General features: G+C 58.3%; 25 protein-coding genes. 15 read left to right on the forward strand and 10 right to left on the reverse strand.

Annotated features, from left to right (window positions below):
- Window positions 1-4 precede the first annotated feature (4 nt).
- The 7 genes from CXU21_RS07415 (at window position 5) to CXU21_RS07440 (ending at window position 7,102) form a co-directional block, all read left to right on the forward strand.
- Entirely contained in the window at window positions 5-751 is a 747-nt protein-coding gene (locus tag CXU21_RS07415; protein WP_102725613.1) for an ABC transporter ATP-binding protein, read from the forward strand.
- Complete coding sequence (locus tag CXU21_RS07420) at window positions 748-3,573, forward strand: ABC transporter permease (RefSeq protein WP_102725614.1); 2,826 nt, start codon at window positions 748-750, stop codon at window positions 3,571-3,573. Before CXU21_RS07415 ends, CXU21_RS07420 begins: the two co-directional genes overlap by 4 nt.
- Window positions 3,574-3,654: 81 nt before the next feature.
- Window positions 3,655-4,431: a DUF805 domain-containing protein gene (locus CXU21_RS07425; RefSeq protein WP_102725615.1), complete on the forward strand. Its 777-nt coding sequence runs from the start codon at window positions 3,655-3,657 to the stop codon at window positions 4,429-4,431.
- A gap of 171 nt (window positions 4,432-4,602) precedes the next feature.
- The gene (locus CXU21_RS12665; RefSeq protein ID WP_428992348.1) at window positions 4,603-5,103 is read left to right on the forward strand and encodes a DUF805 domain-containing protein; all 501 of its coding nucleotides are present in this window, start codon (window positions 4,603-4,605) and stop codon (window positions 5,101-5,103) included.
- Window positions 5,104-5,105: 2 nt separating this feature from the next.
- Window positions 5,106-5,825, forward strand: a complete 720-nt coding sequence (locus CXU21_RS07430) for a DUF805 domain-containing protein (protein ID WP_180972714.1) — start codon at window positions 5,106-5,108, stop codon at window positions 5,823-5,825.
- Between the two features lie 4 nt (window positions 5,826-5,829).
- Window positions 5,830-6,459, forward strand: a complete 630-nt coding sequence (locus CXU21_RS07435; RefSeq protein WP_180972715.1) for a CatA-like O-acetyltransferase — start codon at window positions 5,830-5,832, stop codon at window positions 6,457-6,459.
- Window positions 6,410-7,102, forward strand: a complete 693-nt coding sequence (locus tag CXU21_RS07440) for a four helix bundle suffix domain-containing protein (RefSeq protein ID WP_219723166.1) — start codon at window positions 6,410-6,412, stop codon at window positions 7,100-7,102. The genes CXU21_RS07435 and CXU21_RS07440 overlap by 50 nt, the downstream gene beginning before the upstream one ends.
- A 50-nt stretch (window positions 7,103-7,152) precedes the next feature.
- Here the strand turns inward: CXU21_RS07440 and CXU21_RS07445 are convergent, their stop codons facing one another.
- The 10 genes from CXU21_RS07445 to CXU21_RS07490 all read right to left on the reverse strand — a co-directional run bounded on the left by CXU21_RS07445 (window position 7,153) and on the right by CXU21_RS07490 (window position 18,701).
- On the reverse strand, window positions 7,153-8,130 hold the full coding sequence (locus tag CXU21_RS07445; RefSeq protein ID WP_102725618.1) for an ABC transporter ATP-binding protein: 978 nt from the start codon (window positions 8,128-8,130) through the stop codon (window positions 7,153-7,155).
- A gap of 17 nt (window positions 8,131-8,147) precedes the next feature.
- Window positions 8,148-9,542 carry a ribosome biogenesis GTPase Der gene (der, locus tag CXU21_RS07450; protein ID WP_102712365.1) on the reverse strand — a complete coding sequence of 465 codons (1,395 nt, stop codon included), beginning with the start codon at window positions 9,540-9,542 and terminating at the stop codon, window positions 8,148-8,150.
- Between the two features lie 75 nt (window positions 9,543-9,617).
- Window positions 9,618-10,709, reverse strand: coding sequence for an LptF/LptG family permease (locus CXU21_RS07455; RefSeq protein WP_102712266.1), 1,092 nt, complete (start codon window positions 10,707-10,709; stop codon window positions 9,618-9,620).
- A gap of 106 nt (window positions 10,710-10,815) precedes the next feature.
- Complete coding sequence (recO, locus tag CXU21_RS07460) at window positions 10,816-11,352, reverse strand: DNA repair protein RecO (protein ID WP_102712268.1); 537 nt, start codon at window positions 11,350-11,352, stop codon at window positions 10,816-10,818.
- Window positions 11,352-12,125 (reverse strand): tetratricopeptide repeat protein, encoded by a 774-nt coding sequence (locus tag CXU21_RS07465; RefSeq protein WP_102725619.1) that lies wholly within the window; start codon window positions 12,123-12,125, stop codon window positions 11,352-11,354. Before CXU21_RS07465 ends, recO begins: the two co-directional genes overlap by 1 nt.
- A gap of 7 nt (window positions 12,126-12,132) precedes the next feature.
- The gene (gene dxs / locus CXU21_RS07470; RefSeq protein ID WP_102725620.1) at window positions 12,133-14,019 is read right to left on the reverse strand and encodes a 1-deoxy-D-xylulose-5-phosphate synthase; all 1,887 of its coding nucleotides are present in this window, start codon (window positions 14,017-14,019) and stop codon (window positions 12,133-12,135) included.
- Complete coding sequence (gene xseB / locus CXU21_RS07475; protein WP_102725621.1) at window positions 14,000-14,260, reverse strand: exodeoxyribonuclease VII small subunit; 261 nt, start codon at window positions 14,258-14,260, stop codon at window positions 14,000-14,002. The genes dxs and xseB overlap by 20 nt, the downstream gene beginning before the upstream one ends.
- Before the next feature lie 9 nt (window positions 14,261-14,269).
- Window positions 14,270-16,153, reverse strand: a complete 1,884-nt coding sequence (locus CXU21_RS07480) for a hypothetical protein (protein WP_102725622.1) — start codon at window positions 16,151-16,153, stop codon at window positions 14,270-14,272.
- The gene (locus tag CXU21_RS07485; protein WP_102725623.1) at window positions 16,150-17,553 is read right to left on the reverse strand and encodes a sigma-54-dependent transcriptional regulator; all 1,404 of its coding nucleotides are present in this window, start codon (window positions 17,551-17,553) and stop codon (window positions 16,150-16,152) included. The genes CXU21_RS07480 and CXU21_RS07485 overlap by 4 nt, the downstream gene beginning before the upstream one ends.
- Window positions 17,550-18,701 (reverse strand): sensor histidine kinase, encoded by a 1,152-nt coding sequence (locus tag CXU21_RS07490; RefSeq protein ID WP_102725624.1) that lies wholly within the window; start codon window positions 18,699-18,701, stop codon window positions 17,550-17,552. The genes CXU21_RS07485 and CXU21_RS07490 overlap by 4 nt, the downstream gene beginning before the upstream one ends.
- A 132-nt stretch (window positions 18,702-18,833) precedes the next feature.
- Here CXU21_RS07490 and CXU21_RS07495 point away from each other — a divergent pair, with 132 nt between their 5' ends.
- The 8 genes from CXU21_RS07495 to rplC all read left to right on the forward strand — a co-directional run bounded on the left by CXU21_RS07495 (window position 18,834) and on the right by rplC (window position 26,597).
- Window positions 18,834-19,265 carry an acyl-CoA thioesterase gene (locus CXU21_RS07495; protein ID WP_102712282.1) on the forward strand — a complete coding sequence of 144 codons (432 nt, stop codon included), beginning with the start codon at window positions 18,834-18,836 and terminating at the stop codon, window positions 19,263-19,265.
- 5 nt (window positions 19,266-19,270) lie between these two features.
- The gene (gene gpmI / locus CXU21_RS07500) at window positions 19,271-20,815 is read left to right on the forward strand and encodes a 2,3-bisphosphoglycerate-independent phosphoglycerate mutase (RefSeq protein ID WP_102725625.1); all 1,545 of its coding nucleotides are present in this window, start codon (window positions 19,271-19,273) and stop codon (window positions 20,813-20,815) included.
- Between the two features lie 385 nt (window positions 20,816-21,200).
- Complete coding sequence (locus CXU21_RS07510) at window positions 21,201-22,289, forward strand: acyltransferase family protein (protein WP_102725627.1); 1,089 nt, start codon at window positions 21,201-21,203, stop codon at window positions 22,287-22,289.
- A gap of 185 nt (window positions 22,290-22,474) precedes the next feature.
- Complete coding sequence (gene rpsL, locus CXU21_RS07515; protein ID WP_102712288.1) at window positions 22,475-22,858, forward strand: 30S ribosomal protein S12; 384 nt, start codon at window positions 22,475-22,477, stop codon at window positions 22,856-22,858.
- Between the two features lie 27 nt (window positions 22,859-22,885).
- Window positions 22,886-23,359 carry a 30S ribosomal protein S7 gene (gene rpsG, locus CXU21_RS07520; RefSeq protein ID WP_012419364.1) on the forward strand — a complete coding sequence of 158 codons (474 nt, stop codon included), beginning with the start codon at window positions 22,886-22,888 and terminating at the stop codon, window positions 23,357-23,359.
- A gap of 63 nt (window positions 23,360-23,422) precedes the next feature.
- Window positions 23,423-25,570, forward strand: a complete 2,148-nt coding sequence (gene fusA / locus CXU21_RS07525; RefSeq protein ID WP_102712290.1) for an elongation factor G — start codon at window positions 23,423-23,425, stop codon at window positions 25,568-25,570.
- 37 nt (window positions 25,571-25,607) lie between these two features.
- Window positions 25,608-25,916 carry a 30S ribosomal protein S10 gene (gene rpsJ / locus CXU21_RS07530; RefSeq protein ID WP_102712292.1) on the forward strand — a complete coding sequence of 103 codons (309 nt, stop codon included), beginning with the start codon at window positions 25,608-25,610 and terminating at the stop codon, window positions 25,914-25,916.
- Window positions 25,917-25,961: 45 nt separating this feature from the next.
- Window positions 25,962-26,597 carry a 50S ribosomal protein L3 gene (gene rplC, locus CXU21_RS07535; RefSeq protein WP_022397788.1) on the forward strand — a complete coding sequence of 212 codons (636 nt, stop codon included), beginning with the start codon at window positions 25,962-25,964 and terminating at the stop codon, window positions 26,595-26,597.
- Window positions 26,598-26,612 lie beyond the last annotated feature (15 nt).

Raw genomic sequence — 26,612 nt, forward strand, 5'->3', positions numbered from 1 at the left:
AGCCATGAGTTCCCCCGTCATTTCCGTCACCCGCCTCAAGCGCAGCTTTAAGTCCGGTTCCGAGGACATAGCCGTGCTGAAAGACATCAGCCTCACTGTGAACCAGGGAGAGTTCGTCGCCGTCATGGGCGCGAGCGGCTCCGGTAAAAGCACCCTGCTGAATGTGCTGGGCGGACTGCTGCCTCCGGATGCGGGCACGGTGACGGTGGATGGGCTGGATATCGGTTCCATGTCTGACGCCGCCCTGACGGTGTACAGGCGGGATCGCGTCGGTTTTATTTTCCAGATGTTTAATCTGGTGGGCACTCTGGACGTGGAGGAAAACATCCTGCTGCCCTCCCTGGCGGGAGGCAGAAAAGTGGCTCCCGCCGCTTTGGACGCCATTATTGAAAAGGTAGGACTGGCCCACCGGCGCCACGCCATGCCGGATACGCTCAGCGGCGGGGAACAGCAGCGCGTGGCGATTGCCCGCGCGCTGGTCTCCGGCCCGGCCCTGGTACTGGCGGATGAACCTACGGGGAACCTGGATTCCGAGAACACACGGCTCATGGGCGGCCTGTTCCGGGACCTGCACCGCACGCAGGGCTGCGCCTTCATTCTGGTGACGCATGCTCCGGACGTAGCCATGTGGGCTGACCGCGTGATCGTACTCAGGGACGGCCGCATCGTGGACGACAGGCCCACGGCGGAATTTGCCGGGCCTGCGGAACTGTCCTCCTTCTATGAACGCACGCTGAATGACGCCATATGACGCTGCTGCCCAAACTGATTTGGAGGGATATGGCCGCCAACCCCGGGCGGGTGGCGGTCAGCGTGTTTGCCATCCTCGTTTCCGTCAGCCTCATCGTCTGGATGATGGGGAGCTATGATACGCTGGTCAAGGAGTTCGATAACGACGCCGAGGCCTACATGGGCAGCTATGACCTTTGCCTGGTGCCGGAGGCCCCGCGCGGTCCGCTCCCTCCCGGGCAGTATCCGCGGTTCTCTGATCCGGAGCTGGCTTCCCGCCTGGCCGCCTCTCCCCTGGTGGAATCCGTAAACGCCGCGTGGCAGGTGCCCCGCCTGCAGATCGGCTGCGGGAATGAACGCGGCAGCTTTGACGAGCAGACGCGCGACCGCATGGGTATCCCCCCCCAGAGCCCCATCATGGTTGGGAACCATGCCGTGGAATGCCCGTATGATCTGAAGGAGGGCGTCTGGCCGGATATGGCTTCCTCCACGGACATGGTGGGGGTGCTGGGCAGCGGAAGCGCCAAATACTTCCGCGCTGGCGTGGGAACCGTCATGAACGTTCGCGTGGGAACGCATGTATATGATGTGAAAGTAGTGGGCATCGTCAAGCAGGCCAAGGCCACTCCCGGCGTCATCATGGGGCCGGGCGGCATGTCCGGGCCTGCTTTTTCCTCCCTGTTTGTGCCCGTCAAGGTGTGTGAAAAAATCACGGGCCAGCCTTTTGCCCCCAATTTGATTTACGTTCAGCTCAAGGAAGGGGTGGACAAAAAGGAATTTGCGGACAGCTTCCGGGAGGAGCTGAAACGCTCCTCCGCCGTGGTGGCGGATACGGATTCCGTTATCCAGCGGCTTTCCAGTGACCGTTCCGTGCGCTCCCAGAAGGACAGTGCGGAAATGGCCGTGTGGCTGGTTCTCTTTTCCTGCGTCTTCATCATCTTCACGACTCTGAGCATCGGCGTCAGCGAACGCACCCGCAGGCTGGCCCTGATGCGCGCTCTGGGCATGAGCCGCATGCAGATTGCCCTGCTGATTGTGGGGGAAGGCCTGTTCCTGTGCATTCCTGCCCTGCTGGGCGGCCTGGCCGCGGGATTCTGCCTGGTGTATCTTTTGGAGGAAGGGTCTTCTTCCATGCCCGCCCTGACCTGGACGACGGTGCTGGCTGCCGCGGCGTGTGCCGTGGGCGGCGCGCTGCTGGCCTCCGTCATTCCCGCGTGGCGCGCTTCCCGCCAGTCTCCGCTGGAGGCTGCCGTTCCCTCCTCCGGATTCATGGGGAAGGTCAGCCGCGTTCCCGTGTGGTCCGTGATCGCCGGGCTGGCGTGCGTGTGCCTTCAGCCTGCGGCCCTGCTTCTGCCCGGCCTGGAGGTGGAAACGCGCAAGTGGATCTTTTTCTGGCTGGGGTATCCCGGCCTGGTGGCCGGGGCGCTGTTCCTGGCTCCCGCCTTTGTGCGCGTGACGGAATGGGCCGGGGCCTGGCTCACCGGATTGCTGCTGCGTGTGCCGCATGCCTTCCTGAAGGTGCAGCTCAGCCGGAACCTCAGCCGTTCCGTGGGAACGGCGGTATCCATGTCCGTGGGGCTGTCCCTCTTTGTGGGGGTGCAGACGTGGGGGTATTCCATGCTGGTTCCCTTCTCTCCGGATGCTTCCACTCCCGGAACGCTGGTTTCTTTCCTTCATACGGAGTTCAAGCCTTCCGACGTTCCGGGGCTGATGGCGCGGCCCAGCTTGCGGAATTCGCGGATGTATCCCATTTACGTGGATGAGCCGGACATAGCCCCGGCGCAGATGAAGAGCCCCGGTTTTTCCGGGATGCGCAACCGTTCCATTGTGCTGGCGGGCATTCCCGTGGCGGAGATGGCACAGGGGAACGATCCCTTGTTCAGGCCCGTGTTTGTTTCCGGCAATCCGCAGGAAGCCTATGCCATGCTGAAATCCACCCGCTCTCTTTTGATTCCGGATACGTTTGCCCGGACGGTGGGGCTGAAGGCCGGGGATGATCTGATGCTGGTGAATCCGGCCCAGCAGGAGCGCCGTTCCGGAAATGTTCAGGCGTCCGGCGTTCCCGGCAGGGGAACGGGTCCCGGCATGAAGGGGGAACCCTGGAAGGTGGCGGGAGTGGTCTCCTTCCCCGGCTGGCACTGGCTGACCAAGACCAGCGGCATGCGCGTGCGCCGCGGCGGCTTTGTGGCTGCCCTTGCGATTACCGATGAGCGCTGGCTCAAGGAAGATTACGGGCACCAGGGGTTCCAGTTCATCTGGGGGGATACCGCCCCCGGCGTGAGCAACGTGGAGCTTCAGGATGACCTGGGAGAATATGCCCTGGAGAACGTGAGCCGGAAGGAGAACGGAACGGAAGGAGTGAAGCCGCTAGTGAAGGCGCTCACCCGGGAAAGCCTGGGGGGAAGCGTCACCAGCCGCGGGGACGACGTGATTTTTACCATGAGCAAGCTTCCCATCATCATGATGGTGATTGCCGTGCTGGCCGTACTCAATACCGTGCTGGCCTCCGTCCAGTCCCGCCGCCGGGAATTCGGCCTGATGCGGGCGGTAGGCGTGCCGGGCGGCATGGTGATGCGCATGCTGTGGGCGGAAACGCTGATGATTTCCCTGTGCGCCGTCGTCATGAGCGTTGCGCTGGGCGTGCTGGGTGCCTGGTGCTCCATCCAGATTCTGGAATACGGCTATCACTTCGGCATCGTCACTCCTCCCGTCACGATGCCCTGGGTCCATCTGGGTTATGCGGTGCTTCTGGTGCTGGCCCTTTCCTCCCTGGCGTGCCTCCTGCCTGCGTGGCGCATGAAGCGCGCGTCCGTGACGGACTTGCTTTCCGTCCGGGAGGGGTAGGGGGGCCTTCTGGATTATATTTGTCGGGAAAAGTATTGATTGCTGAAAATTAAGCAAATAGGATCAGCTGTATACTTTAGGATGAAATATTTTTACCATGACCGGAACGGAGAACTGCATGGTCCTGCGGAGCTGGATTTTCTGGCTTGTGAAGTGAAATGGGGCGGTCTGCCTGATCATTTGATGATCCGTCCAGTGGATGGTGAAGAATGGATTGCCCTGGCGGAGGTGGTGAAAAGGGAAACGGGAACCGGATTTTATCCGAACGTGATGTCTGTTCCGCCGGAAGAGGTAGCCGGTCTGTCGTTTTGGAAGCGTCTCCGGTATTATTACCGGCGCTCATGGAGAATGGCATTCGTCTTTTCCGGACGCGCTTCCCGGCGGGAATGCCTGTCCGTTTTCCTGTCCATGACACTGGCTGATTGCCTGGGGCTGGTGGTTGTCCAGATTCTGCTGGGGCTTGCTCTTCCTCTCCTGATGCCGGGAGTAGACGTATTTTCCTGCTTGTCTTTCATCTCCAAGCTCTTGGGGCTGTTGCTGGTGTTGCTGATCGTCCTTCAATCTTTTGCCTTGTGCTGGAGAAGGCTCCATGATTTGTCCCTGGCGGGCTGGTGGTCGTATGCTCTTCCTTTTGTCTTCCTGGCTGGCAGTTTGCCGGTGGAATGGTTCTTGGGGCATTTGTTCCGGTCTGATACTTGGGGCATGTCCGTGGAACATGCAGGAGGTGCTGGAGCAATGGCGGCAGGAGGAATGGCGGCGGCAATTTTCGTGTTGTCCGGAACCTGGGTTGTTGCGCTGCTGGGCCTGTTTCCCGGTACGAAGAAGGAAAATCAATACGGTCATCCCCCGGATGTATGACCGTTCCGTCTCCCGGACAGAGAAGAACCGGGGATTTTTCCCTTCGCCGGAAAGGGAGGATAATATCGACAAACCCCGTAATGCGTGTTTGACTGAAAGGGCTTTCCCGTGAACTTGTCTCCTTCCAGTCCTGGTCCTTTTTCTGAAAGGAAGTTCAGCTTGCCTGAATGGATGGCGGCAAGATGGAGGTGGTTGTTTTCTTGGTCCGGCCGCATTTCCAGCGCCTCATATTTATACGCGTGGCTGTTTTATGGCGTGTGCATGGGGACGCTGGTTTTTTCAGGATATTGGGCCGCAGTGGATGGGAGTATTCATCCGCGTTTTGTGGTAACGGCTGAACATGGAATAAACCTGGCGTGTTTGAGTGCGGCCATGCTTGTTCCATGCATGGGACTTGTTTTTCGCAGGCTCCGTGATCTTGATCTGGGCCTCCTCTGGGCGGTTCCCGTTTACGCGGCTTCCTTGGGATGTGCGGAGACAGGCTTTTATCATGTGTATGGATGGGCGCGGACTGCGGCGGGAGGGAATGCCTCCCTTTTAATTGGCGGCGCCATGTTTTTCTGCATGTTTCTGTTTTGTTCCCTGGCGCCGCTTGCGCTGGGATGTGTTCCCGGCAACAGCCGGTCCGGCATTTCCAGGCGAACCGTGGAAAGAACGGAAGGAAAGGAGTGATTGTGAAACGTTATTATTACCATACGCCGGATGGGGAATTGCATGGGCCGTCCGATTTTGATTTCCTGGTCAGGGAAGTCCGCTATGCCGGATTACCGCTGGGATTGATGGTCAGGGAGGAGCGTTCGGAAGACTGGATATGGATAGGAGACATTCCGGGAGCTCCGCCGGAATGGAAGTTGCTCAAGGAGCGGTATTCCGGAACCGGGGAATGGATGAAAGTCGGCAAGGTATGGAAATGCGGCAGAAGAAGTCGTTTTAAGTGGCTGTTTTCCTTGTTGTTGGTGCATGGCCGTTCTTCGCGTTGGGAGGCGGCGGCTGCCTATGGCGTGCTTCTGGCTCTTGCCCCTCCTTTCTGGATAGTATGTTTTTGTGGAGCTGCCGGTTTTTTTGAACCTCTTCCTTTTGGGATGCTTTTTGCTCTTCTGTCGGGGTTGTTGCTGTTGTTTTTCTTCTTGTTTTGCTTCATTGCTCTGGGCGTGAAACGCTTTCATGATGCCGGACTGCATGGAGGCTGGCTGGCGGCAGTCTGGTTGCCGTGGATAGCGGGCCTGGTTTGTCCTTTTAAGGGGGCGCTTTTGGCAATGTCCTTTTGCTGGAACCCCGTGTGGGGTATGTTCACGGGCATAGCTGCCTTGACGGCTCCCGTCCTGTTCAGTCTTTTGCTGCCGGAGCAGAAGCGCGAAAACATCTATGGAGAGCCTTCCTGGAATAGAAAATAAGTGCATGAAAAAGAAAATAGAAATCGCTTCCTGGCCGCGAAGGTCCCATTACGAGTATTTCCAGACGTTTGAATGTCCCATGTTTTCCATCACGTCTCCTGTGCGGGTGGATGCCTTGTACCGTTATGCTAAACAGGAGGGGATTTCCTTCTTCGCCCTGTGCCTGTTTGTGCTGTTGAAGGCGGTGAATAAAGTTCCCCAACTGCGGCAGAGGGTGGAGGAAGGGGAGGTTTGGGAGTATGAATCCGTGGACGCCCTGGTTCCGGTGCTGGCCGCGGATGGGGAATTCACCCAGATTTTAGTAGAGTACCGGGCGGAGCTTCCTGATTTTCTGGAGCATGCCGTTCCGCTCATTCAGGCGGCCAAGCAGGCTCCCGCCCGGGCGAATCCCTGCCATCGGACGGATATTGCCGTGTTCAGTTGCCTGCCGTGGATTCCGTTTACGCAGGTGGCCAGCGCCTACAGGGTGTTCCGGGGGCAGTACCTTCCCCTCATTCACTGGGGGAAGATGGAGGCGGACGTTTCCGGCAGGCTGATGATGCCCGTGGCCATTCAGGCGAACCATGTGCTGGTGGACGGGGTTCATGTTGGTAATTTTTATAAAAATATTGATTGTTTTTGTTGCAGGTTTTAGAATGGGGCGCATGGCTTCCCTGTTGCGCCCTTCAGGCGATTACCGGTCTCTGCTTTCCTACAGAAAGGCGGAACAAATATATGATCTGACTTATTATTTTTGTAAGGCGTACTTGTCTTTTCGTGACAGGACGGTTGATCAAATGGTTCAGGCCGCGCGTTCCGGAAAACAGAATATTGCGGAGGGAAAGGAGGCGGGGCTGGTTTCCATGGAAACGGAAATTAAGCTGATGAATGTAGCCAGAGCCAGTCTGGATGAATTACTGGCTGATTATGAAGATTTTTTGAGAGTGAGAGGCTTTCCTGTGTGGGAAAAGGATTCACGAGAGTCCCTTTTTGTCAGAAAGAAGGGTGCGGACAAATGTCTGGCCCGGGATTATTTTTTGGAACTGGCCCGGACAAGGCCGCCGGAGGTGGTGGCCAATATGGCTATTTGCCTGATTTTCCAGGCCAAGTATTTGTTAATGCGGCAGCTCAGGTTTTTGGAGGGGAAGTTTCTTAGAGAAGGGGGGATGAGGGAAAGAATGAGCCGGATGAGAAGGAATAGGGGTGATAGGGGTGATAGGGGTGATAGGGGTGATAGGGGTGATAGGGGTGATAGGGGTGATAGGGGTGATAGGGGTGATAGAGCAAATTCCCTATAATCCCTAAAGTTTCCTATGATCCCCATTAACCCTGTTGTTCTCCCAGGATTTCAATGATTTCCGGCCAGGCATCCCGGACAGTTTTGTACCCAGTGTTCCGGGGATAGCTCCACCAGCTCCGGCTCCCGGTCCGTGAGGCAGAGTTCCGCGTTTCCGAGGGTGTTTCTGGGGCGGAAACTGCATCCGCAGGGCTCCTGCATCATGTTGGGGGGCAGCCCCGGGATCGTGTACAGGGGGGAACCCTTCGCGTGAAGGCCGGGAATGGATTTCATCAGCGCCCGGGTGTAGGCGTGCCGGGGATGTTCCAGCAGTTCCCGCGCCGGGGCACTTTCCACAATGCGGCCCGCGTACATGACGTTGATACGGTCCGCATATTGGCGCACCACGCCGAGGTCATGCGTGATGAGGATGACGGAGGTGCCCATGTCCTGCTGAAGTTTCCGGATGAGGTCCAGCACCTGTTTCTGCACGGTGACGTCCAGGGCGGTGGTGGGCTCGTCCGCAATGAGGATTTCAGGCCGGGTGATGAGGGCCATGGCGATCATGACGCGCTGGCGCATGCCGCCGGAGAATTGATGAGGGTAGGCGTCCATGCGCTGTTCCGCATCCGGGATGCCCACCAGGGCAAGCTGTTCCAGTGCGCGGGTGCGCGCCTCCCTCCTGCCGATCCCCTCATGGATGATGAGGGGTTCCGCCACCTGGTCCCCGATGGTCAGGTAAGGATTCAGGGAGGTCATGGGATCCTGGAAGATCATGGAGATGCGCTTGCCGCGGATAGAGCGGAGCGTCTTTTCCGGGCAATGGAGCAGGTCTGTGCCGTCCAGCAGGGCGGAGCCGCTTTCAATGCGGCCCGGGGGCGTGGGGATGAGCCCCATCATGGAGTAGCAGGTGACGGATTTTCCGGACCCGGATTCACCCACGATGCCGAGCGTTTCCCCAGGAGCTACGTCAAAGGATACGTTTCTCACCGCCCGGACGATTCCCGCCCTGGTGTGGAAGGAGGCGCTGAGGTTCCTGACGGAGAGCATGGGGAGAAGGGAAGTGGTCAGTCATTACGCACGCGTGAGCGGGCGGAGAAGATGACCGGGATGCCGGGGGCCGGGTACGCTTCCCGGATTTTATTGCGCAGGTACTGGGAATAGCTGTCCGTGAGCAGGTTCTTGTCATTGACGAAGAGGACGTAGCGCGGGACGGGAATGGTGTTGTACTTGGGGTCTACCGCCGTGGTGACGTAGTAGATTTTCAGTCTGCGGGTGGAGCCGCTGGCTGTACCGGGAGGGTTCATCTGCTGGGCGAGCTGGATCAGGCGGTTGAGCTGGCCGGTGGTGGGCAGGTTGCGGGATTCCCGGCGGATGCGCGTGATGACCTTGAAGATGATTTCCACGCCTTCCGCCTTTTTGGCGGAGGTGGCGATGAAGGGCGCATAATTGATGAAGAAGAGTTCCCGGCGCACTTGTTCCTCCACTTCCGCCATGCGGTCCTTCCGGGGGGCGTTCGGGTGGAAGAGGTCAAATTTATTTACAACGATGATGCAGGGTTTCCCTTCCTCCGCAATGATGCCGGCGATGCGGCGGTCCTGCTGCGTGATGCCAGCCGCAATGTCAATGACCAGCAGGCAGATATCCGCCCGGCGGATGGCTTTTTCACTGCGCATGGCGGAGAAAACCTCCACGGAGGTGTCCCGGCGGGAGCGCGGACGCATGCCGGCGGTGTCAATCAGCACGTACGGCTGGCCGTCGTGCAGGTAGGGAACGTCAATGGCGTCACGGGTGGTGCCCGCTACCTCGGAGACGATGGTGCGCCTGTCCTGGAGGATGGCGTTTACCAGGGAGGATTTGCCGGCGTTGGGGCGTCCCACCACGGCCACCTTGATGGGTACCGTGGTTTCCTCCCCGTCTTCCGGTTCTTCCTCCATTTCCTCCTTAAGGGGGGCGCCTGCTTTTTCAAGGAAGTCATCCAGCCGGGAGGCCAGTTCTGAAAATCCCCTGCCGTGCGCGGCGGAGAGGAAGATGTGGTCATTGAAGCCCAGGCCGGAGAATTCACCCAGGTTCAGGTCCTGTTTTTCATGGTCCGCCTTGTTGAGAAGAAGGATGACCGGAACGTCCGATTTGCGGAGGTGGTCCGCGATGCTCTGGTCAATGGGGGTGAGGTGGTCCCGGCAGTCCAGGACAAAAAGGATGAGGTCCGCCGTTTTCATGGCTATGTCCGCTTCCGCGGCCACCTGGTCCGCAAAGCCGTCGCTCAGGCGCGCGCCGATGCCGCCGGTATCCATGAGTTTGCAGGCGCGGTCCGTGATTTTACAGGGGGCGGATATCCGGTCGCGGGTGACGCCGGGTTCATCATGCACGATGGCGATACGCCTGCCGGCCATTCTGTTGAAGATGGCGGATTTCCCGACATTGGGCCTGCCTACGATGGCGATGGTGGGGACGTGCTGCATGGGCGCCATGTTACCCGAACGGCCCGGCGTGTGAAAGATAATTCCGCGCCAACGGAGGGCGCTTGCGCCGGGGGCTTATCCCTTGTGCCTGGCCCTATTGTGAAGGTAGAGGGCCGCGGCTGCCGTGATGACGTTGGGTAGCCACAGGAGGATATAGGGCAGCATGGTGCCGCTTTTGCGGGACAGGTCCGCGAAGATCAGGGCCACAAAGTAGAGGGAGGCGATCAGGATGCCTAGGGCGAAGCCCGTGGAGGTGTCTTTCCTGCGCGTGTTGATGGCGAGGGGCACGCCGATGAGGGCGAAGACGAAACATGCCAGGGAGAAGGAGGCGCGCCGGGGCAGTTCCGTGGCAAATTCCCTGGCCTGTTTTTCATCCAGGTAGCCGGGCGTATTGAGGGCTTCCCGTATTTCCTGGTTGGTGAAGCGGTTGGCCTTGATGCGGCGGGAGCGGGACTTGTCCAGGTTGATGCTCAGGGGCATTTCATCCATGGTCACGCTTTGGGAAATGGAGTCCTTTTCCTGCGTGGTGATGAGGGGATTGATGAGGTGCAGGTAGAGGGTTTTGTTCTCCGGGGAGAAGTCCGTGGTGACGCGTTCCGCGTGCATGGCTACGGCGGAGGATTTGCCGTCCGCCTTCTGGTAAATGTGCATGCCGTGGATGACGTCATCCACACGCTTGTCAATGTAGATTTCCAGATTGTCAAATTTGGTGATGGCCTGTCCTTCCCGGAGAAGCCCCTTGGGGTTGATGGAGGCTGCCTTGATGAGCAGCTCGGAAATGGCCTGCTTGGCGCGCGGAGCTATATCGATGTTGATCCAGTAGCAGAGGCCGGAAAGGGCGATGCCGATGGCGATGGCGGGGGCGCTCAAACGCCACAGGCTCATGCCGGACATGCGCATGGAGGTGAGTTCATTGTCCGAGGCCAGGCGACCGTACACCAGCAGCACCGCTGTCAGGAATCCCCACGGGATGGAGAACATCAGCGAGAAGGGAATCACCTGGAAAATGAATTCCATGACGATGCTGAAGGGAGCGCCGCTTTCCACCAGCAGGGGGCGCAGTTCCTTGAACAGGTTGCCCAGAAGCAGGAGGGCGCTCAGGGACATCACCCCCAGGGCTGTAACACCCAGCAGCTGGCGGGCAATGTATCTGTCAAGGATCTTCATGCAGTAAAACCGTGCAGGTTATTTTGCCCGAAGGCCGGGGACAAGTCAACCATGTGCACGGAACAATCCGCATCTGCTGCCGGTGCGGGAGGGCGCGGCATTTTGGTCAGCTTTCTTTTTGATCCAGGCTGGCGAGCAGTTTTTCCCGCTGCGGGGGCAGTTTGCCGAAGTGGGATTTCAGGATGACGTGGGCCGGAATGCCGGGATGGGCGATGCCGTGGAGCCGGGCGAGCTCCTGTTCAAAGTGCAGGATGGCGCGGGGAGAGGGGTCCGTGTTTTCCAGGTAGGCATAAGCCCGTTGCAGGAGGTCGTAAAATTCCGGAATGGGCGTGTCCGGTTCCAGCATTTGAAGGAACAGGCGCGCAAAGTAGCCGGCGGCGGCAAGCCGGGGGTAGCTCTCCCGGAGGGAGAGCCGGGGGGATACCAGGTCCACGGAGGCGAGGGAATGCAGATCCCCGGTTTTTGCCTGCGTCCACTGCATGCGGCACTGGTAAAAGAGGTCCACGCGTCCGGCAAAAGGGCTGTTTGGCTTTCTGGCGCTTTTGGCCGCCGTACGGATGATGCCTTCCTCCGTGCACCAGACGACGATCAGGCCGTTTTCCCCCAGGGGATAGAGCTTCAGAACCGTCGCTTCCGCATTCATCAATGGTTTTTTTCCAGCCCTGTTTTTTCCGGCTGCCCGGTCGGGACGGTCTGGCCGTAGGGGGAGGGCAGGATGCCCGCTTCCGTCATGGCGTCCGTAAAGGCCTGCATGGAGCTGGTGCCCCCATGAATGCGGATGGCGGAAAGGAGCTGTTCCTGGGCACCGTCCGTGTCCCCGCCCAGGAATTTGATGATGGCCTGGGTGCAGTAGTAGTATGGGGTGTCGTCCATCGGGCCGTACAGGGATTCCAGTTCCTTGGCTACGGCCTGGTCGTCCAGCTTGCGGGCGCAGATGTAGCGCTTGAATTGCAGCAGGGAGGTCATGCCGGGGTTGTCCTTGAAGGCGGGGAGAAGTTCCGTGAATGCTTTCATCGCCCTGGCATAGTCATGGCTGACGTAGCGGGCTTCCGCCAGATTGAACCGGATGGTGAGGTTGGAGGGGTCCAGTTTCAGGGCCTTTTCAAAGTTTTCCAGGGCCTTTTCAACGTTGCGGATTTCAATGTAGCATGCGCCGCGGAGGTTGTATAAGCCCGGGTTTCCAGCGTAAATTTTTTCCAGTTCCGTCAGGGAGAAGAGGCATTCCATGGTCCTTTTCTGGGCAAAGAGCTGTTCCGCCCGGCGGAATTGGTCAATGTAGCTTTTTCTGGATGCCTCCGGCAGGCTGTTGAATTCCTGTATCCACGCGGGGGCCGGAGTTGCCGGGGCAGGCTGCTGCGCGGAGGCGGGGAGAAGGGCGAGCACCAGGGCTGCCAGTAGGAAAGTATGCGCTCTCATGGATGGATCAGGAGTTCAGGTGGGGAATGATTTTTTGTAACGCGGCTTCCGCCGTGAGTCCATATTTTTTTCTGAGAATGGGTTCCGAGCCGTGTTCGATGAACTGGTCCGGCCACGCGATGGCTTCTACGGGCGTGACGATGCCTCCGGCTTCCAGGGATTCCAGCACGGCGGAGTTGAACCCGCCGCTGATGGAGTGGTCTTCAAAGGTGCAGACCACCCTGCTGCCGGCTGCGTGCCGGTGGATGCATTCGTCATCCAGGGGTTTGATGAAGCGGGCATTGATGAGGGTGACGGTGTAGCCCTGCGCTTCCAGCAGGTTGGCCGTTTCCCGGGCGATGCCGATCATGGTGCCCAGGGAGATGAGGGTGACGTCCTTTCCGGCCTGGAGTACTTCCGCCTTGCCGATGGGGAGGATTTCCACCGTGGCGGGGAGGGGGACTCCGGAGCCGCAGCCCCGGGGATAGCGGATGACGGTGGGACCGTTCTGGTAATGGTTCATGGTCCGGAGCATGTGGACGAATTCCGCTTCATCCTTGGGCTGCATGAAGACGATGTTCGGAATGCTGCGGATCATGGCGATGTCAAACAGGCCGTGGTGCGTGGGTCCGTCGTCCGGGGAGAGTCCGGCGCGGTCCATGCAGAAGCGCACGGGCAGTTTTTGCAGGGCGGCGTCATGCTGGATCATGTCAATGCAGCGCTGCATGAAGGTGGAGTAAATGGCGATGTAGGGTTTCATGCCTTCCGCCGCCAGCCCGCAGGCGAAGAGGGCGCCGTGTTCTTCCGCAATGCCCACGTCAAAGTAGCGCTTGGGGAAAGCCTCCTTGAACAGGTCCAGCTTGGTGCCGCTGGCCATGGCGGCCGTGATGGCCGTGATGGAGTCATCCTCCCGCGCCATGTCCACCAGCGTGGAGCCGAAGATGTGGGAGAAGGTGGGAGTGGCGGTTGCCTGCGTTTCCCCGTCCCGCACGCAGTAGGAGCCCAGGCCGTGGAATTTGGTGGGGTTGTCCAGCGCGGGCTGGTAGCCCTTTCCTTTCTGGGTGACCACGTGCAGGATGACGGGTTCGTTGAGGTCCTTGATATAGGAAAGGGTACGGATGAGGGTAGGGATGTCGTGCCCGTCCAGGGGGCCGAAGTAGCGCAGGCCGAATTTATTGAAGAGCAGGGACGGGAAGATGAGGTTCTTGGTGGTGCCTTCCAGCTTGAAGGCGAAGTCCCTGGCCTGCGTGCCGCCCAGCTTTTCAATGAAGGAGGCCGTCTTGTCCCGCAGCCAGGAGAAGGTTTCCGAGGTTTGGAGGGAGTTGAAGTATTTTGCCAGGGCACCCACGTTTTTATCAATGGCCCATTCATTGTCGTTCAGAATGGCGATGTAGCGCTTGGTCGTCTGGCTGATGTTGTTCAGAGCCTCCAGGGTGGTGCCGCAGGTGAACGCCGCATCCCCGGCCACGGTGACCACATGGTAGTCCTCCCCCTTCAGGTCTCTGGCCGCGCACATGCCCAGAGCGGCGGAGAGCGCGGTGCCCGCGTGGCCCGCTCCATAGGCGTCATGGGGGGATTCCGACATTTTGGCGAAGCCGGATAGCCCCTCGTGCTGGCGGATGGTGTGGATCAGCGGGGCGCGCCCCGTGAGCATTTTATGGACGTAGGCCTGGTGGGAGACGTCAAAAATGATTTTATCCCGCGGCGTTTCAAAAACGCGGTGAAGGGCAATGGTCAGCTCCACCACGCCCAGGTTAGGGCCCAGGTGGCCTCCCGTGACGGAAAGGGAGTGGATGAGGGTGTTCCGGATTTCTTCCGCAAGGCGGGGGAGTTCCGCCTCGGGAATTTGCATCAGGTCCGCATGGCTGCGGATGCCCTTCAGCAGTTCCGGGAGTTCAGGTGAGGGAGAATTCATTGCTGTCTGGTTCATCAGTATCCGTTCCGTCCTGGGCGGTTTCCGGGTTGCTGAGGGTTTGGATGCGCAGCTCCGCGTCATGAAGAATGCCGCGGCAGTGGTGGATGAGCTTGTTGCCTTCTTCCACCAGGGCTATCATGTCTTCCAGCTCGGTGACGGGGGCTTCCGTCAGGCGGATGATTTCTTCCAGGCGTGCTACGGATTCTTCAAATCCGGGAGCGTTTTTCCGTTGTTTGGCCATATGGGTGGGTTATTGCTGAGGGGTGGGACCCGCTTCCTGAAGGTCTTTGTAAAGAATCATGTCCGCGCCCTGGAGGAATTGGCGGGAATCCGGGGTGCCGAAGCGTTTTGCCAGGGGGAAGAGCGCGCGGCTGTGATCAAAGAGGTATACGGGGTTTCTGTCCTTCGTCTGGACCAGCGTCATGCCTTCCAGAACCAGGGGGGCGAATTCTCCATAGGCGGAGGCTACGGTGCGGATATCCTTGTCCAGCGTGGAGGACGGGGTCACCAGGATGCTTCCCACCTTGCCGCCGTGGAATTTCAGGATGCGTTCCAGCACCATGAATTGATCCACCATTTTGGGGAACCCGATAGCTTTCCTGTCTGCATACCAGCCGACGGCCGCGGGCTGGTCCGTGAGGATGAAATCCTTTTCAGAGGTCTGGGTGCGGAGGTCCACGTTGAGCCCGGGAGGGTAGTAGGGCGGCCATGCCGGAATGCCGCGGCTGCTCGTCAGGATGCCCATCCTCACTATTTGGGGAAGGCTGAGCAGAAGCGGCAGGGAGGTAAGGAGCAGGGCAGCCAGCAGGACACAGCCGCGGATGACGGGAGCCGCCTCCTTGTTGGAGTGCCTGGCGATCAGGTTGAGGACAAAGGCGGTTCCGTAAGCTGTAAAGAAGGGGGCAAAAAGGATTTGAATCTGTCCCAGAGAGATGCCCGATTTATTGGTAGTGTAAAGGGCCATGCCGATGATGGACGGAACCCACAGGGCGAAGACGCCCCATTTGGCCTGGTTGACTCCCGGCCTTCTGAATTGATGAAGAAGGGCCAGCAGGAATACCATGGCGAGGGGAAGGTTCCCTAGGTTTTCATAGAGCAGGTCGCCCTGCAGCATAATGTTGTTGATGATGGCGGTGACGGCTTTCTGGGCGGCGATGGGGATGTCTCCGGAGACCAGGGAGTTCATCGCGATTTCTTCATTGCCGACCAGTCCCGTGAAGATGGTGTAGTAAGCCGTTCCAAACAGGCTCCCGCTCAGGGAGCGGTTGATGTAAAGGGGATAGGCCAGCAGGAGGAGCAGGATCACGAAGCCCGGAATGCAGTACAGGCCGTGCGGCCTGAAGCGTATGCCCACAAAGATCAGGAACCCGGCCATGGGCCAGAGGCCGATCCAGCCGGCCAGGCAGACGCATGCGAAACAGAGGGAGCTGTAAATGACCGGCATCAGGAATTTGCGGTTTTCCTCCTGGTTTTGCAGGGCGCAGTACAGGAAATGGACGCCCCATGCAAAGAAGAAGAGCATCATCATTTGCGGAAGGCCGCTGGTGGCGTATTGCAGGAAAAGGTTGCTGAGAATCATCGTCAGGCAGGTGAAGCTGGCGATGGTGACGTCAAACATTTTATGCAGGATGTAATAACAGCTGAGAACGGACAGGATGAAGAACATGCAGGAGATGCCGGCCACAATGCGGTCCGGCAGGTAAATCATGGAACTGCCCGTCATTTTCCACAGGTCGAACTTGTGGACGCCCGCCACTTTGAATACTGCGGCTTCCACCAGGATGTTCAGGGGGGCGCTGCGCGTGTCCCGGAGGGCGTAGGGGTTGAATTTTTCCGTGTTGATGAGGGATTGCCCCTGTCCGGCCAGGATGGCTGCCTGCTCGTTGATCTGGGCGTCTGAAAGAAAAGGATTGAGGCCGGAGCGGGTGCTGCCGGATACCATCTGGATGGGCCTCAGCCAGTTGGTGGACATTCCCTGCCCCCTGGCTACGTTCCGGGCAATCTGGGCCTGGTCCATGGCGGCGCTGGAGGTGAGTCCGTTGAAGTTGAAGAAATACTGCACCCCTGTGATTGCCAGCAGCAGGATGAGAATGATGATAAACGGAGTGCGGGATGCCGTGGTAGGCGCGTTCATGAAGGTTGGGTATCTTGTAATTTGCGTTGAAGAGTGCGGCGGCTGATTCCCAGCAGGTGGGCCGCCGCCGTTCTGTTGCCGTTCGATTGGGCCAGTGCTTGCTGGATGGCATTCCGCTCAAGCAAGGATAAATTCAAAACCCCTGCCGGGACAAGCCCATTCTGTGTGCTGGCTTCATTGTCCGGTACGGGTTCCCGCACCGTCCTGTCAGGCGCCTCCGTCCGCTGCGGCGCGTGCAGGTGGCGGGGAAGGTGCGTGAGTTCTATTTTTCCGGAGTTGCTCATGACCACGCCGTGCTCCATGGCGGTGCGGAGCTCCCGCACGTTTCCGGGCCAGGGGTAGTTCCGCACGGCTTCCATGGCGTCATGGGAAAGGGGTTTGAATTCCCGGTTGTTTTCCCTGGCGAATTCTTTCAAAAAGGCAGTGGCGAGCAGGAGCACATCCTCCTGGCGGTCCCGGAGGGGGGGCATCTGGATATGGACCACATTGAGGCGGAAGTAGAGGTCTTCCCGGAATTTGCCTTCCTGAACGAGTTTTTTCAGTGATTTGTTGGTGGCGGCGATGATGCGGACATTGACCGGGATGGGGGTGTTGGAGCCTACGCGTTCAATGGTCCGTTCAGACAGGACCCTCAGCAGGCGTACCTGTGTTCCGGCGTCTATCTCTCCTATTTCATCTAGGAAGATGGTGCCCCCGTCCGCCTGTTCAAAGCGGCCGATGCGGCGCTGTCCCGCTCCGGTGAAGGAGCCTTTTTCATGGCCGAATAGTTCGCTTTCCAGCAACTGGGGGGACAGGGCCGCGCAGTTGACGGCCACGAATTTGTTTTCCGGCCTGCCGGAAAGGGAGTGGATGGCCTGGGCCACCAGCTCCTTCCCCGTGCCGCTCTCCCCTTCAATCAGGACAGTTGTCCTGCTGGGAGCTACCTGGCGGATGACGGAAAAGACATGCTCCATGGCGGTGGACCTGCCCAGCAGTTTTTGAAGGCCGGAATCCGCCTGGATGCGGGTGGTGAGCTCCTGGTTGGCCGTTTCCAGGTTCCGGGTATGGAGCGCCCGCTTGAGCACCAGCTCCACGGCGTCCAGGTTCAGGGGCTTGGTGACGAAGTCATATGCACCCTGCTTCATGGCAGCCACGGCGGCGTCCACGGACCCGTAAGCGGTCATCATGATGCTTTTGGGAGGCTGGGGCAGGGAGGCTCCGGCTTTCAGCACGTCCATGCCGCTTTCACCGCCCAGGCGCAGGTCCGTCAGGACCAGGTCTGGGGATTCCTCCTTCAGGAGGGTGACGGCCTGGGAGAGATTGGCGGCGGTGTACACTTCATAGTCATCCTGAAAGCCCATGCGCAGGGCGTCCCGCGTGGGTTTCTCATCATCTACGATCAGCAGGACGGGCATTTTCATGACGGGACGGAGGAGGGAAGAAGCCTGATGGTGCGCTCCACGCGCGGCAGAAAGACCGTGATGGTGGTTCCCTGGCCCGGCTGGCTGGCCAGGGTGATGGAGCCGCCGTGCTCCTTTACGATGCGGCGCACGATGAGCAGGCCCAGGCCGGAGCCGGTGGACTTGGTCGTCAGGAAAGGTTCGTAAATGCTGCCCATGACTTCCGGGGAAATGCCGCAGCCGGTGTCCGCCACGGTGACGAAGACGCTGTCATCCGTGTAACCGCTTTTCACCAGGATGGTGCCTCCCTCCGGGGGGATGGACTGGTAGGCATTCTTGATCAGGTTGTAAAAGACCTGCCGGACCTGGACGGGATCCAGGCTGAGCAGGGGAAGGCTGGGCTGGAGGTCCGTGTTAATCTGGATGCCGCGCTGGAGGATTTCCGGTTCCAGCAGTTTCAGGACGTCCATGATGATGGCGTCAATATTGTGAGGCTCCCGGATGGGCTTGGTGGGGCGGATGGCCTGGAGGAACTGTTTCAGGATCACGTCCAGCCGGGAGGTTTCACTCTCCGCCGTTTTCAGCAGTTCTTCCATCTCCGTCCTGTATTCCGGGGGCAGTTTCTTTGCCTTCCGGGCCAGGAGCTGGAGATGAAGGCCGATGGAGTTGAGGGGATTGCCTATTTCATGGGCTACTCCCGCCGCCAGCAGTGTCAAGGCGTTCAGGCGTTCCGCCTCAATGTTTTCCGCGTTCTTCTTTTGCCGTGGCGTTTCATCCCGTATTAAAATCAGGTGGCCCTGGTTCCTGCTGCCGATGGGGGAAATGAAGATGTTCAGGAATTTGTGTTCCGGGTAGAATATTTCCACGTCGCGGGAAACGGCGGTTTGGCTTTGCTGGATGGTGTCCCACGTGCAGTCCCTGCCCAGGAAGATGCAGAAATCTTCCGGCGTGACCTGGCCCGGCTCCTTGTCGAGAAGCTTGAGAGCCGCCTGGTTGACAAAAAGTATCTTGCCCTGGCTGTCCAGCAGGATCAGGCCTTCCTGGATGGCCTCAAACACCTGCTGGAAAAAGCCCTGCTGTTCCGCCAGCTTTACAAAGAAGCGCTGGAGGTCCTCCTCCTTGATGTGGTCAATGCGGCCGATCAGCTTGTCGATGGTGTCTTTTTTCATGGCGGCGGTTCCGTTTCCGTCCGGGCTTGCCCCTATATATAAAGAGAGGAATGTCACAAATCAAGCTGATGTGACATATTGTCACGCATTTGCGGCTGGACATGGTTCCGGGGAAGGGGGCAGGATGGAGGCATGCCTGAAGAACTTACCCGCATCCCTTTTGTCAGAACGCGCCAGGTGGCCTTTCATGATACGGACGCCTCCGGCGTGGCCCACTTCACGCGGCTGCTGTGCCTGGTGGAGGAAGTGGAGCATGAGTACCTGCGTTCACGGGGGCTGGAGGTTCTTTCTCCGGATTGCGGCTGGCCCCGCGTGCATGTGGATGTGGATTACGCCAGTTCCGCAGGACTGGGGGACTGGCTGAGCATAGAATTGACCCTGGGAACGGTAGGAACCAGTTCCCTGGAATGGAAGTTTGCGGTGTTCCATTCCGAGCATCCGGTCATGAAGGGAAGGTATGTGGTTGTGCGCGTGGGGAAGGGAGGCAAACCTCAGGCTATTTCAGACTCGGAGAAGGAATGCCTGATTTCAGGCTTTTCAAAAGGGGGGGATGCCTGTAAATAAGGCGCATGTCTTCTAAAAAGCCTGTCGTTCTTGTGATTCGCGACGGCTGGGGCCGCAATCCGTTGGGCCCTGATGTCGCGAAAGAGTACGGTGACGCCACTGTTCTGGCTGATACACCCTTTACTGATTACCTGCTTGCCAACTACCCCCACAGCCTGCTGGGCGCCTCCGGGGAAGATGTGGGCCTGCCGGACGGCCAGATGGGCAATTCCGAAGTGGGTCACCTGAATCTGGGCGCGGGCCGCGTGGTTTTCCAGGATCTCTGCCGGGTGGACAACGCCATCAAGAATGGCTCCATGGGTGAAAACGCCGTGCTGAAGACAGCCTTTTCCCAGGCTGCTTCCTCCCGCCTGCACCTGCTGGGCCTGGTGAGCGACGGCGGCGTACACAGCCATATCAACCACTTGGTAGGCATTGTCAAATACGCGTATGAAGCTGGCGTGCGCGACATCTGCATCCATGCCATCACGGACGGCCGTGACTGCTCCCCCACCAGCGGAGCCGGATTCATGCGTGAACTGGAAGAAGCTATCAAGCCTTATGGCGCGAAAATCATCACGGTCATCGGCCGTTTTTACGCGATGGACCGCGATAAGCGCTGGGACCGCAACAAGCTGGCGTGGGACGCCATCGTGCTGGGGCGCGGTGAGCAGTGCTCCTGTTCTCCTGCCGAGTATGTGGAACAGTGCTATGCCAAGGGAGAGACGGACGAGTTCCTGAAGCCCGGCATTTTTGCCTGCGCCGACGAGCAGCGCGTGCGTGACAACGACGTGGTGTTCTTTTTCAATTTCCGTGCGGACCGCGCCCGCCAGATGAGCGACGCGTTCCTGTACCCGGAGTTTGACGGCTTTGACCGTGAAGTGACGCCCAGGGTGCACTACGTAACGCTGACGGAATATGACGCCAAGTATCCCTCCCCCATTGTTTTTGAACAGGAACAGCTGGACAACATCTTCGGCCAGATCGTGGCGGAAGCTGGAAAAACCCAGCTCCGCATCGCGGAAACGGAAAAGTATGCCCACGTGACCTTCTTCTTTAATGGAGGAGTGGAAACGCAGTTTCCCGGTGAAGACCGTATCATGGTTCCCTCCCCCCGTGAAGTGGCCACCTACGATCTGAAGCCCCAGATGAGCGCGGAGGAAGTGGCTGACAAGTTTGTGGACGCCGTGGACAAGTATGATGTGGTGATCATGAACTTTGCCAATGGGGACATGGTGGGCCATACCGGCTATGTGGAAGCTGGCATCGCCGCCTGCGAAGCGGTGGACAGCGCCCTGGAAAAGTGCGTGAAGAAGGTTTTGGAACTGGGCGGCAAGCTGCTCATTACCGCTGACCATGGCAATGCCGAACACATGCGCAATAAGGACGGCTCCCCGAATACGGCCCACACCACCAACCTGGTGGACCTGATTTACGTGGGTGCGGACAAGGATGAGGTGAATCTCTCCAACGGCATTCTTGCGGACGTAGCTCCCACTCTGCTGAATCTGATGGGGCTGAAACAGCCTGCGGAAATGTCCGGACATCCCCTGGTGACGCCGAAGAAATAACGGCACCCGTAGTTTTATTTAATGGAATCCGTTTCCGGCAAGCATGGCCGGGAACGGATTTTTTGTGCCCGCCTGTGTTCGGAAAAGCGTGCGGATAAGCAATCCGTTTTTGCCGGTTATGAATGGAAAAGGAGAACATCCTTCTCCTGTCCGGCAAGCCGGAAGGAGTGTGGCAGGTTCCTGAGACAGCGGAAAAAACTGAGCGCCAGGGAAGAAATATAAAAAGGAGACGTCTGTGAGACGTATAATCATGAAGGGGAACAGAAGCCTGCGGCGCCTCCTGAATATTCTCTCTTTCTTTGGAAAGGGAGGGCTTATTTGTACAAGCCTTTTTCCCTCAGGATCGGAACTTGACCCCGGATTGCTTATCCGTTAGCTTCCTGACATGCTGCCTGTCAGGAATTATGGGTTGGACCTGCTGAGAATCTTGCTGTGCCTGACGGTGGTCATCTTTCATTACAGAGGGTGCAAGGATTGCGGAGGTAGCGTGGCCGTGGACGGCTTTTTTGTCCTGAGCGGTTTTTTAGCCGTTCGTTCCTCCGGAGCGGAGGGTGGGGGAATAGGAAATTATTACCGGAAAAAGGCATGGCGTTTGCTGCCTGTGATGATCGTGGCATGGGCCATTGGCAATGCCATTCTCTTTTTTGAAGGCCGTCCGGTTCCCGCATGGCCCGGAATCAAGCTGCTGGTGATTGCTCCCACGCTTGCGCTGGCGCAGATGATGGAGAATGCTTCCGTCTGGTTCATCGGCTGCATTGTGGCATTTCTGGCTCTGTTCCCATGGCTGCGCCGTTGTTACGGGAAAAAGCTGTTTATGTGGGTACTGGCGGCAAGCGTTCTTTTTGCCTTGGTGCGGAGCGGAATGCGGCCTTTTGCCGTGAATGAGTCAGGCGGCCTGTATTACCAGGTGACGTTCCGCCTGTGGCAGTTCCTGCTGGGGATGTGGTGTGCGTCCTGGAACATGGAACGGTGGAAGATTTCATGGCGGTGGTTTTGGATTGGAGCGGGCGCGTCATGGCTGCTGGCATCTTCCATGATCAGGTGGAGGGGCATCGGGGCTCTGAACTATTCCTTTCCGGGATATGTGGTGTCTTCCGGAATTTTTGCCCTGTGCATTGCCTCTCTGTGGAGCGTGCGCCTGCCTTCCCTGTCCAGGCCCGTGCTGAAATGGGTGGGGATCGGAGCCGGGATGACATATGCCCTTTTCCTTTTCCATATTCCGGTGAAACTGGGAATGGACGTAATGTTCCGCATGATGAGGGAAGTCTGGAAGGTGGACTTCCGGGAGGAAGAGTTTCCGGTTTTATTCTGGGGAATTGCCTTGTGCATTTCATCCGTCCTGGCTTATTTCATCTACCAGTATGTGGAAGTCCGCTGGGTGGGAAGGAAGCTGAAAAAAGAATCGGAAGCCCGTCATGATGTTCCGGAAAGAGCAGGGGAAAATGAGACGGAAGAAATATTTAGGAAAAGATGAATAAAAGACTTGTCATGGTGTAAAATCACGTTATATTGGCCGTCCCCAAACGCGCCGAAAGGTGCAAGAAATACGTTTTCTATCGGGTTTGCCTCCGGAAAAAAGGCGCGCTTCCTGCTTATTGAAAGGGATGTTCGCCTTGAATATCGGATCAAACCGACGAACCACAACCAAAGCAGGAAAACATGCCGACCATTAATCAGCTCGTCCGCAAGGGACGTATTACTCCGGAAGAGAAGTCCAAGTCACGCGCTCTTCATAGCTGCCCGCAACGCCGCGGTGTTTGTCTCCAGGTAATGACCCGTACGCCCAAGAAGCCGAACTCGGCTCTTCGTAAAGTGGCTAAAGTCCGTCTTACCAATGGTGAAGAAGTGATCGCCTACATTGGCGGTGAAGGTCACAACCTCCAGGAACACTCCATCGTGCTTGTGCGCGGCGGTCGTGTGAAGGACTTGCCGGGTGTTCGCTACCATATCGTCCGCGGCGCTCTTGACTGCCTCGGTGTTGACAAGCGCCGCCAGGGCCGTTCCAAGTACGGCGCCAAGCGTCCCAAGGCTTCTGCCAAGTAAATTTAACATCTTACCTAATAATATATTATGGCCCGCCGTAAACGCGTCTATAGAAAAATTGAACGTCGTGACCCCCGTTACGACAGCGCTCTTGTTGGCAAACTGATCAGCAAGGTTATGCTGGATGGTAAGCGCTCCCTTGCGGAACGCATCGTCTATGCCGCCATCGACATGGCTAATGAAGGCACGGACAGCATTGATCCCCTGGAAGTGATCACCCGCGCCATTGAGAACGCCAAGCCCCGTGTGGAAGTGAAGAGCCGCCGCGTTGGTGGCGCTACCTACCAGGTGCCTCTTGAAGTGGACCCGGCCCGTTCCGAATCCCTGGCCATGCGCTGGATCGTGAACTACGCCCGCAACCGCAAGGGCGTGCCGATGCACAAGGCTCTTGCCAACGAAATCAAGGAAGCCGCCAACAACCAGGGTTCCTCCGTCCGCAAGCGCGACGACGTTCACAAGATGGCTCAGGCCAACCGCGCCTTTGCCCACTTCCGCTGGTAATCCCTTCCGCGAGCGTCAGCCGAACCACTCACTTTCGATCATTACAGATACTTTCCAGACACTATGTCCGATCACGTAAACAATCCCAATCGCAAGGCTCCCCTTGAGCGCTACCGCAACATCGGTATCTCCGCTCACATTGACGCCGGCAAAACCACTTTGTCCGAGCGTATTCTTTTCTACACCGGCATGATCCACAAGATCGGTGAAACCCACGAAGGTTCCGCCACCACGGACTGGATGGAGCAGGAACGCGAACGCGGTATCACCATCACCTCTGCCGCCGTTACCACCAACTGGAAGCAGCTTCAGAATGAAGGTATCAGCAAAGTGTTCGAAGGCGAAAACTTCCAGCTGAACATTATTGACACCCCCGGGCACGTTGACTTCACCGCTGAAGTGGAACGTTCCCTCCGTGTGCTTGACGGCGCCATCGTGGTATTCTGCGGTGTGGCCGGCGTACAGCCCCAGACGGAAACCGTGTGGCGCCAGGCCACCAAGTACAGCGTTCCCCGCATGTGCTTTGTGAACAAGATGGACCGCACCGGCGCCAACTTCAACAACGTTCTGGACGACATCCACAACAAGCTGGGTGCAAACGCCGCCGCCATCCTGATCCCCATCGGTTCTGAAGACCAGCTTCGCGGCCAGATTGACGTGGTGAACCAGAAGGCTGTCATCTATGCCGATAACGACCGTCTGGGCTCCACCTACACGATTGAAGAAATCCCCGCCGAACTTAAGGACGAAGCTGAACTGGCCTACCATGACCTGGTGAGCCGCGTGGCTGACGTGGACGATGAACTGGCTGAAAAGGTTCTCATGGAAGAACCCTTCACCGCCAAGGAACTCAAGCAGGCTATCCGCCGCGCCACCATCGCCAACAAGTTCATCCCCGTTGCAGGCGGTTCCGCTTTCAAAAACAAGGGCGTCCAGTTCCTGCTTGACGCCGTGGTGGATTACCTCCCCTCTCCGGTGGAAACCGTTCCCGCCCACGCTGAAAGCACGCTGGATGCGGAAGAAACCTTCAAGATCACCGCTACGGACGATGCCAAGCCCATGGTGCTGGCATTCAAGCTCTGGGCTGACAAGTTCGTCGGCAAGCTGGTGTTCATCCGCGTTTACTCCGGTGTCCTCAAGAAGGGTGATACGGTATACAATCCCCGCACCCGCAAGTCGGAACGCGTGGGCCGCATCATTCAGATCCAGGCTAACCAGCACACGGACGTTGACGCCGTGTACTCCGGTGACATCGCCGCCATCGTGGGGCTCCGCAACGTGACCACGGGCGACACCATCACCAGCCCGGACAACGACATCTGCCTGGAACCCCCCACCTTCCCGGAAACCGTTATTTCCATGGCCGTGGAACCCAAGACCAAGGCTGACCAGGAAAAAATGTCCAACGCTCTGGGCCGTCTGTCTGAAGAAGACCCGACCTTCCGCGTGAAGACGGATGAAGAAACCGGCCAGACCCTGATCTCCGGCATGGGCGAACTTCACCTGGAAATCATCATTGACCGCCTGATGCGCGAATTCAAGGTGGAAGCCGACATCGGCAAGCCCCAGATCGCCTACCGCGAAACCATCACCACCCCCGCCCATGGCGACGGCAAGCTGGTCAAGCAGTCCGGCGGCCGCGGCCAGTACGGCCACGTGGTGATCGACGTGAAGCCGAACGAACGCGGCAAGGGCCTCACCATTGAGAACAAGATCGTGGGCGGCGCCATTCCGAAGGAATACATGAACGCCGTTTTCGCCGGCCTCAATGAAGCCATGACCACGGGCGTCATCGCCGGTTATCCGGTGGTAGACGTGCACGTTGAAGTGGTGGACGGTTCCTATCACGAAGTGGACTCCAACGAAAACGCGTTCAAGATGGCCGCCATCTTCGCCATGAAGGATGCCTTCAAGAAGGCCAAGCCCATCATGCTGGAACCCATCATGTCCGTGGAAGCCTCTACTCCGACCGACTACCAGGGCGATATCATGGGTGACCTGAACCGCCGCCGCGGCCAGATCAGCAACATGGAAAACAAGGCTAACGCCTGTATCCTGAAGGCCATGGTCCCCTTGTCCGAAATGTTCGGTTACTCCACCGCTATCCGTACCCTCTCCAGTGGCCGCGCCTCCTACTCCATGGAGCCCTCCCACTTTGAACAGGTGCCTCAGAACCTCGTTGACCAGATCGTCAGCGACAGGGCTAAATAAACAAACCTTTGAAGTATAACCAATAGACCGCACGTCCATGCAAAGTCCAAAAATCCGCATTCGACTCCGCGCATTTGACTCTCGCGCCATCGACCGCTCCTCCCTGGAGATCGTTGAAACCGCCAAGCGCACCGGAGCCAAAGTTCACGGCCCGATCCCGTTGCCGACCCGCATTGAGAAATTCTCCGTGAACCGTTCCGTTCACGTCAACAAAAAGTCGGCTGAACAATTTGAAATCCGCACCCACAAGCGCCTGCTCGACATCGTCGATCCGACCGCCCGCACGATTGATGAGCTCAAGAAGCTCAATCTCCCGGCTGGTGTGGACATCACGATCCGCATCTAGTTTGGTACCCGGATAAGTAATTAAAAAACAGAAAGACACACTACAATGGCTCTAGGACTTATCGGAAAAAAGGTCGGCATGACCCGCCTGTTTGACCAGGAATCCGGCGCTATGGTGCCCGTGACCGTCATCGACGTAAAGGGCAACACCTTCGCCCAGATCAAAACGGAAGACAAGGATGGCTACAACGCTATTCAGGTTGCCTTTGATGCGCAGAAGGAAAGCCGCGTGGCCAAGCCTCAGGCCGGCCACTTCAAGAAACTGGGCATCCAGCCCACCAAGCTCCTCAAGGAATTCCGCGTGGAAGCTTCCGAACTGCCTGCTGAAGGCGCAGAAGATCCCGGCGTGGACCTCTTTTCCGCCGGCCAGTGGGTTGACGTGATCGGCACTTCCAAGGGCAAGGGCTTCCAGGGCGCGATGCGCCGCCACAACTTCCACGGCTCTCCCGCCGCCCACGGTTCCATGATGCACCGCCGTACCGGTGGTGTGGGTGGCTGCTCCACCCCTGGCCGCGTCTGGAAGAACCAGAAAATGCCCGGACAGATGGGCAATGCCAAGCGCACGGTACAGAACCTGAAGGTTGTGGCTGTTCGTCCGGAAGACAACGTCATTCTTATCTCCGGCGCTGTTCCCGGTGCACGCGGTTCCTACCTCGTGATCCGCCCCGCCAAGAAGAAGTAGGCTTTAGTTAACCTC

The sequence above is a fragment of the Akkermansia muciniphila genome (genome assembly GCF_002884975.1).
GTDB lineage: Bacteria > Verrucomicrobiota > Verrucomicrobiia > Verrucomicrobiales > Akkermansiaceae > Akkermansia > Akkermansia muciniphila_C.

Excerpts from the sequence above, each read along its gene's own strand:
- rplC (WP_022397788.1), top strand. The coding sequence starts at position 25,962 with ATGGCTCTAGGACTTATCGGAAAAAAGGTCGGCATGACCCGCCTGTTT.
- fusA (WP_102712290.1), top strand. The coding sequence starts at position 23,423 with ATGTCCGATCACGTAAACAATCCCAATCGCAAGGCTCCCCTTGAGCGC.
- rpsJ (WP_102712292.1), top strand. The coding sequence starts at position 25,608 with ATGCAAAGTCCAAAAATCCGCATTCGACTCCGCGCATTTGACTCTCGC.
- dxs (WP_102725620.1), bottom strand. The coding sequence starts at position 14,019 with ATGAATTCTCCCTCACCTGAACTCCCGGAACTGCTGAAGGGCATCCGC.
- rpsL (WP_102712288.1), top strand. The coding sequence starts at position 22,475 with ATGCCGACCATTAATCAGCTCGTCCGCAAGGGACGTATTACTCCGGAA.
- xseB (WP_102725621.1), bottom strand. The coding sequence starts at position 14,260 with ATGGCCAAACAACGGAAAAACGCTCCCGGATTTGAAGAATCCGTAGCA.
- CXU21_RS07485 (WP_102725623.1), bottom strand. The coding sequence starts at position 17,553 with ATGAAAATGCCCGTCCTGCTGATCGTAGATGATGAGAAACCCACGCGG.
- CXU21_RS07455 (WP_102712266.1), bottom strand. The coding sequence starts at position 10,709 with ATGAAGATCCTTGACAGATACATTGCCCGCCAGCTGCTGGGTGTTACA.
- CXU21_RS12665 (WP_428992348.1), top strand. The coding sequence starts at position 4,603 with ATGGCGGCAAGATGGAGGTGGTTGTTTTCTTGGTCCGGCCGCATTTCC.
- recO (WP_102712268.1), bottom strand. The coding sequence starts at position 11,352 with ATGAATGCGGAAGCGACGGTTCTGAAGCTCTATCCCCTGGGGGAAAAC.
- CXU21_RS07465 (WP_102725619.1), bottom strand. The coding sequence starts at position 12,125 with ATGAGAGCGCATACTTTCCTACTGGCAGCCCTGGTGCTCGCCCTTCTC.
- CXU21_RS07435 (WP_180972715.1), top strand. The coding sequence starts at position 5,830 with ATGAAAAAGAAAATAGAAATCGCTTCCTGGCCGCGAAGGTCCCATTAC.
- CXU21_RS07440 (WP_219723166.1), top strand. The coding sequence starts at position 6,410 with ATGTTGGTAATTTTTATAAAAATATTGATTGTTTTTGTTGCAGGTTTT.
- CXU21_RS07480 (WP_102725622.1), bottom strand. The coding sequence starts at position 16,153 with ATGAACGCGCCTACCACGGCATCCCGCACTCCGTTTATCATCATTCTC.
- CXU21_RS07425 (WP_102725615.1), top strand. The coding sequence starts at position 3,655 with ATGAAATATTTTTACCATGACCGGAACGGAGAACTGCATGGTCCTGCG.
- CXU21_RS07445 (WP_102725618.1), bottom strand. The coding sequence starts at position 8,130 with ATGCTCTCCGTCAGGAACCTCAGCGCCTCCTTCCACACCAGGGCGGGA.
- CXU21_RS07495 (WP_102712282.1), top strand. The coding sequence starts at position 18,834 with ATGCCTGAAGAACTTACCCGCATCCCTTTTGTCAGAACGCGCCAGGTG.
- CXU21_RS07490 (WP_102725624.1), bottom strand. The coding sequence starts at position 18,701 with ATGAAAAAAGACACCATCGACAAGCTGATCGGCCGCATTGACCACATC.
- gpmI (WP_102725625.1), top strand. The coding sequence starts at position 19,271 with ATGTCTTCTAAAAAGCCTGTCGTTCTTGTGATTCGCGACGGCTGGGGC.
- rpsG (WP_012419364.1), top strand. The coding sequence starts at position 22,886 with ATGGCCCGCCGTAAACGCGTCTATAGAAAAATTGAACGTCGTGACCCC.
- der (WP_102712365.1), bottom strand. The coding sequence starts at position 9,542 with ATGCAGCACGTCCCCACCATCGCCATCGTAGGCAGGCCCAATGTCGGG.
- CXU21_RS07420 (WP_102725614.1), top strand. The coding sequence starts at position 748 with ATGACGCTGCTGCCCAAACTGATTTGGAGGGATATGGCCGCCAACCCC.
- CXU21_RS07510 (WP_102725627.1), top strand. The coding sequence starts at position 21,201 with ATGCTGCCTGTCAGGAATTATGGGTTGGACCTGCTGAGAATCTTGCTG.
- CXU21_RS07415 (WP_102725613.1), top strand. The coding sequence starts at position 5 with ATGAGTTCCCCCGTCATTTCCGTCACCCGCCTCAAGCGCAGCTTTAAG.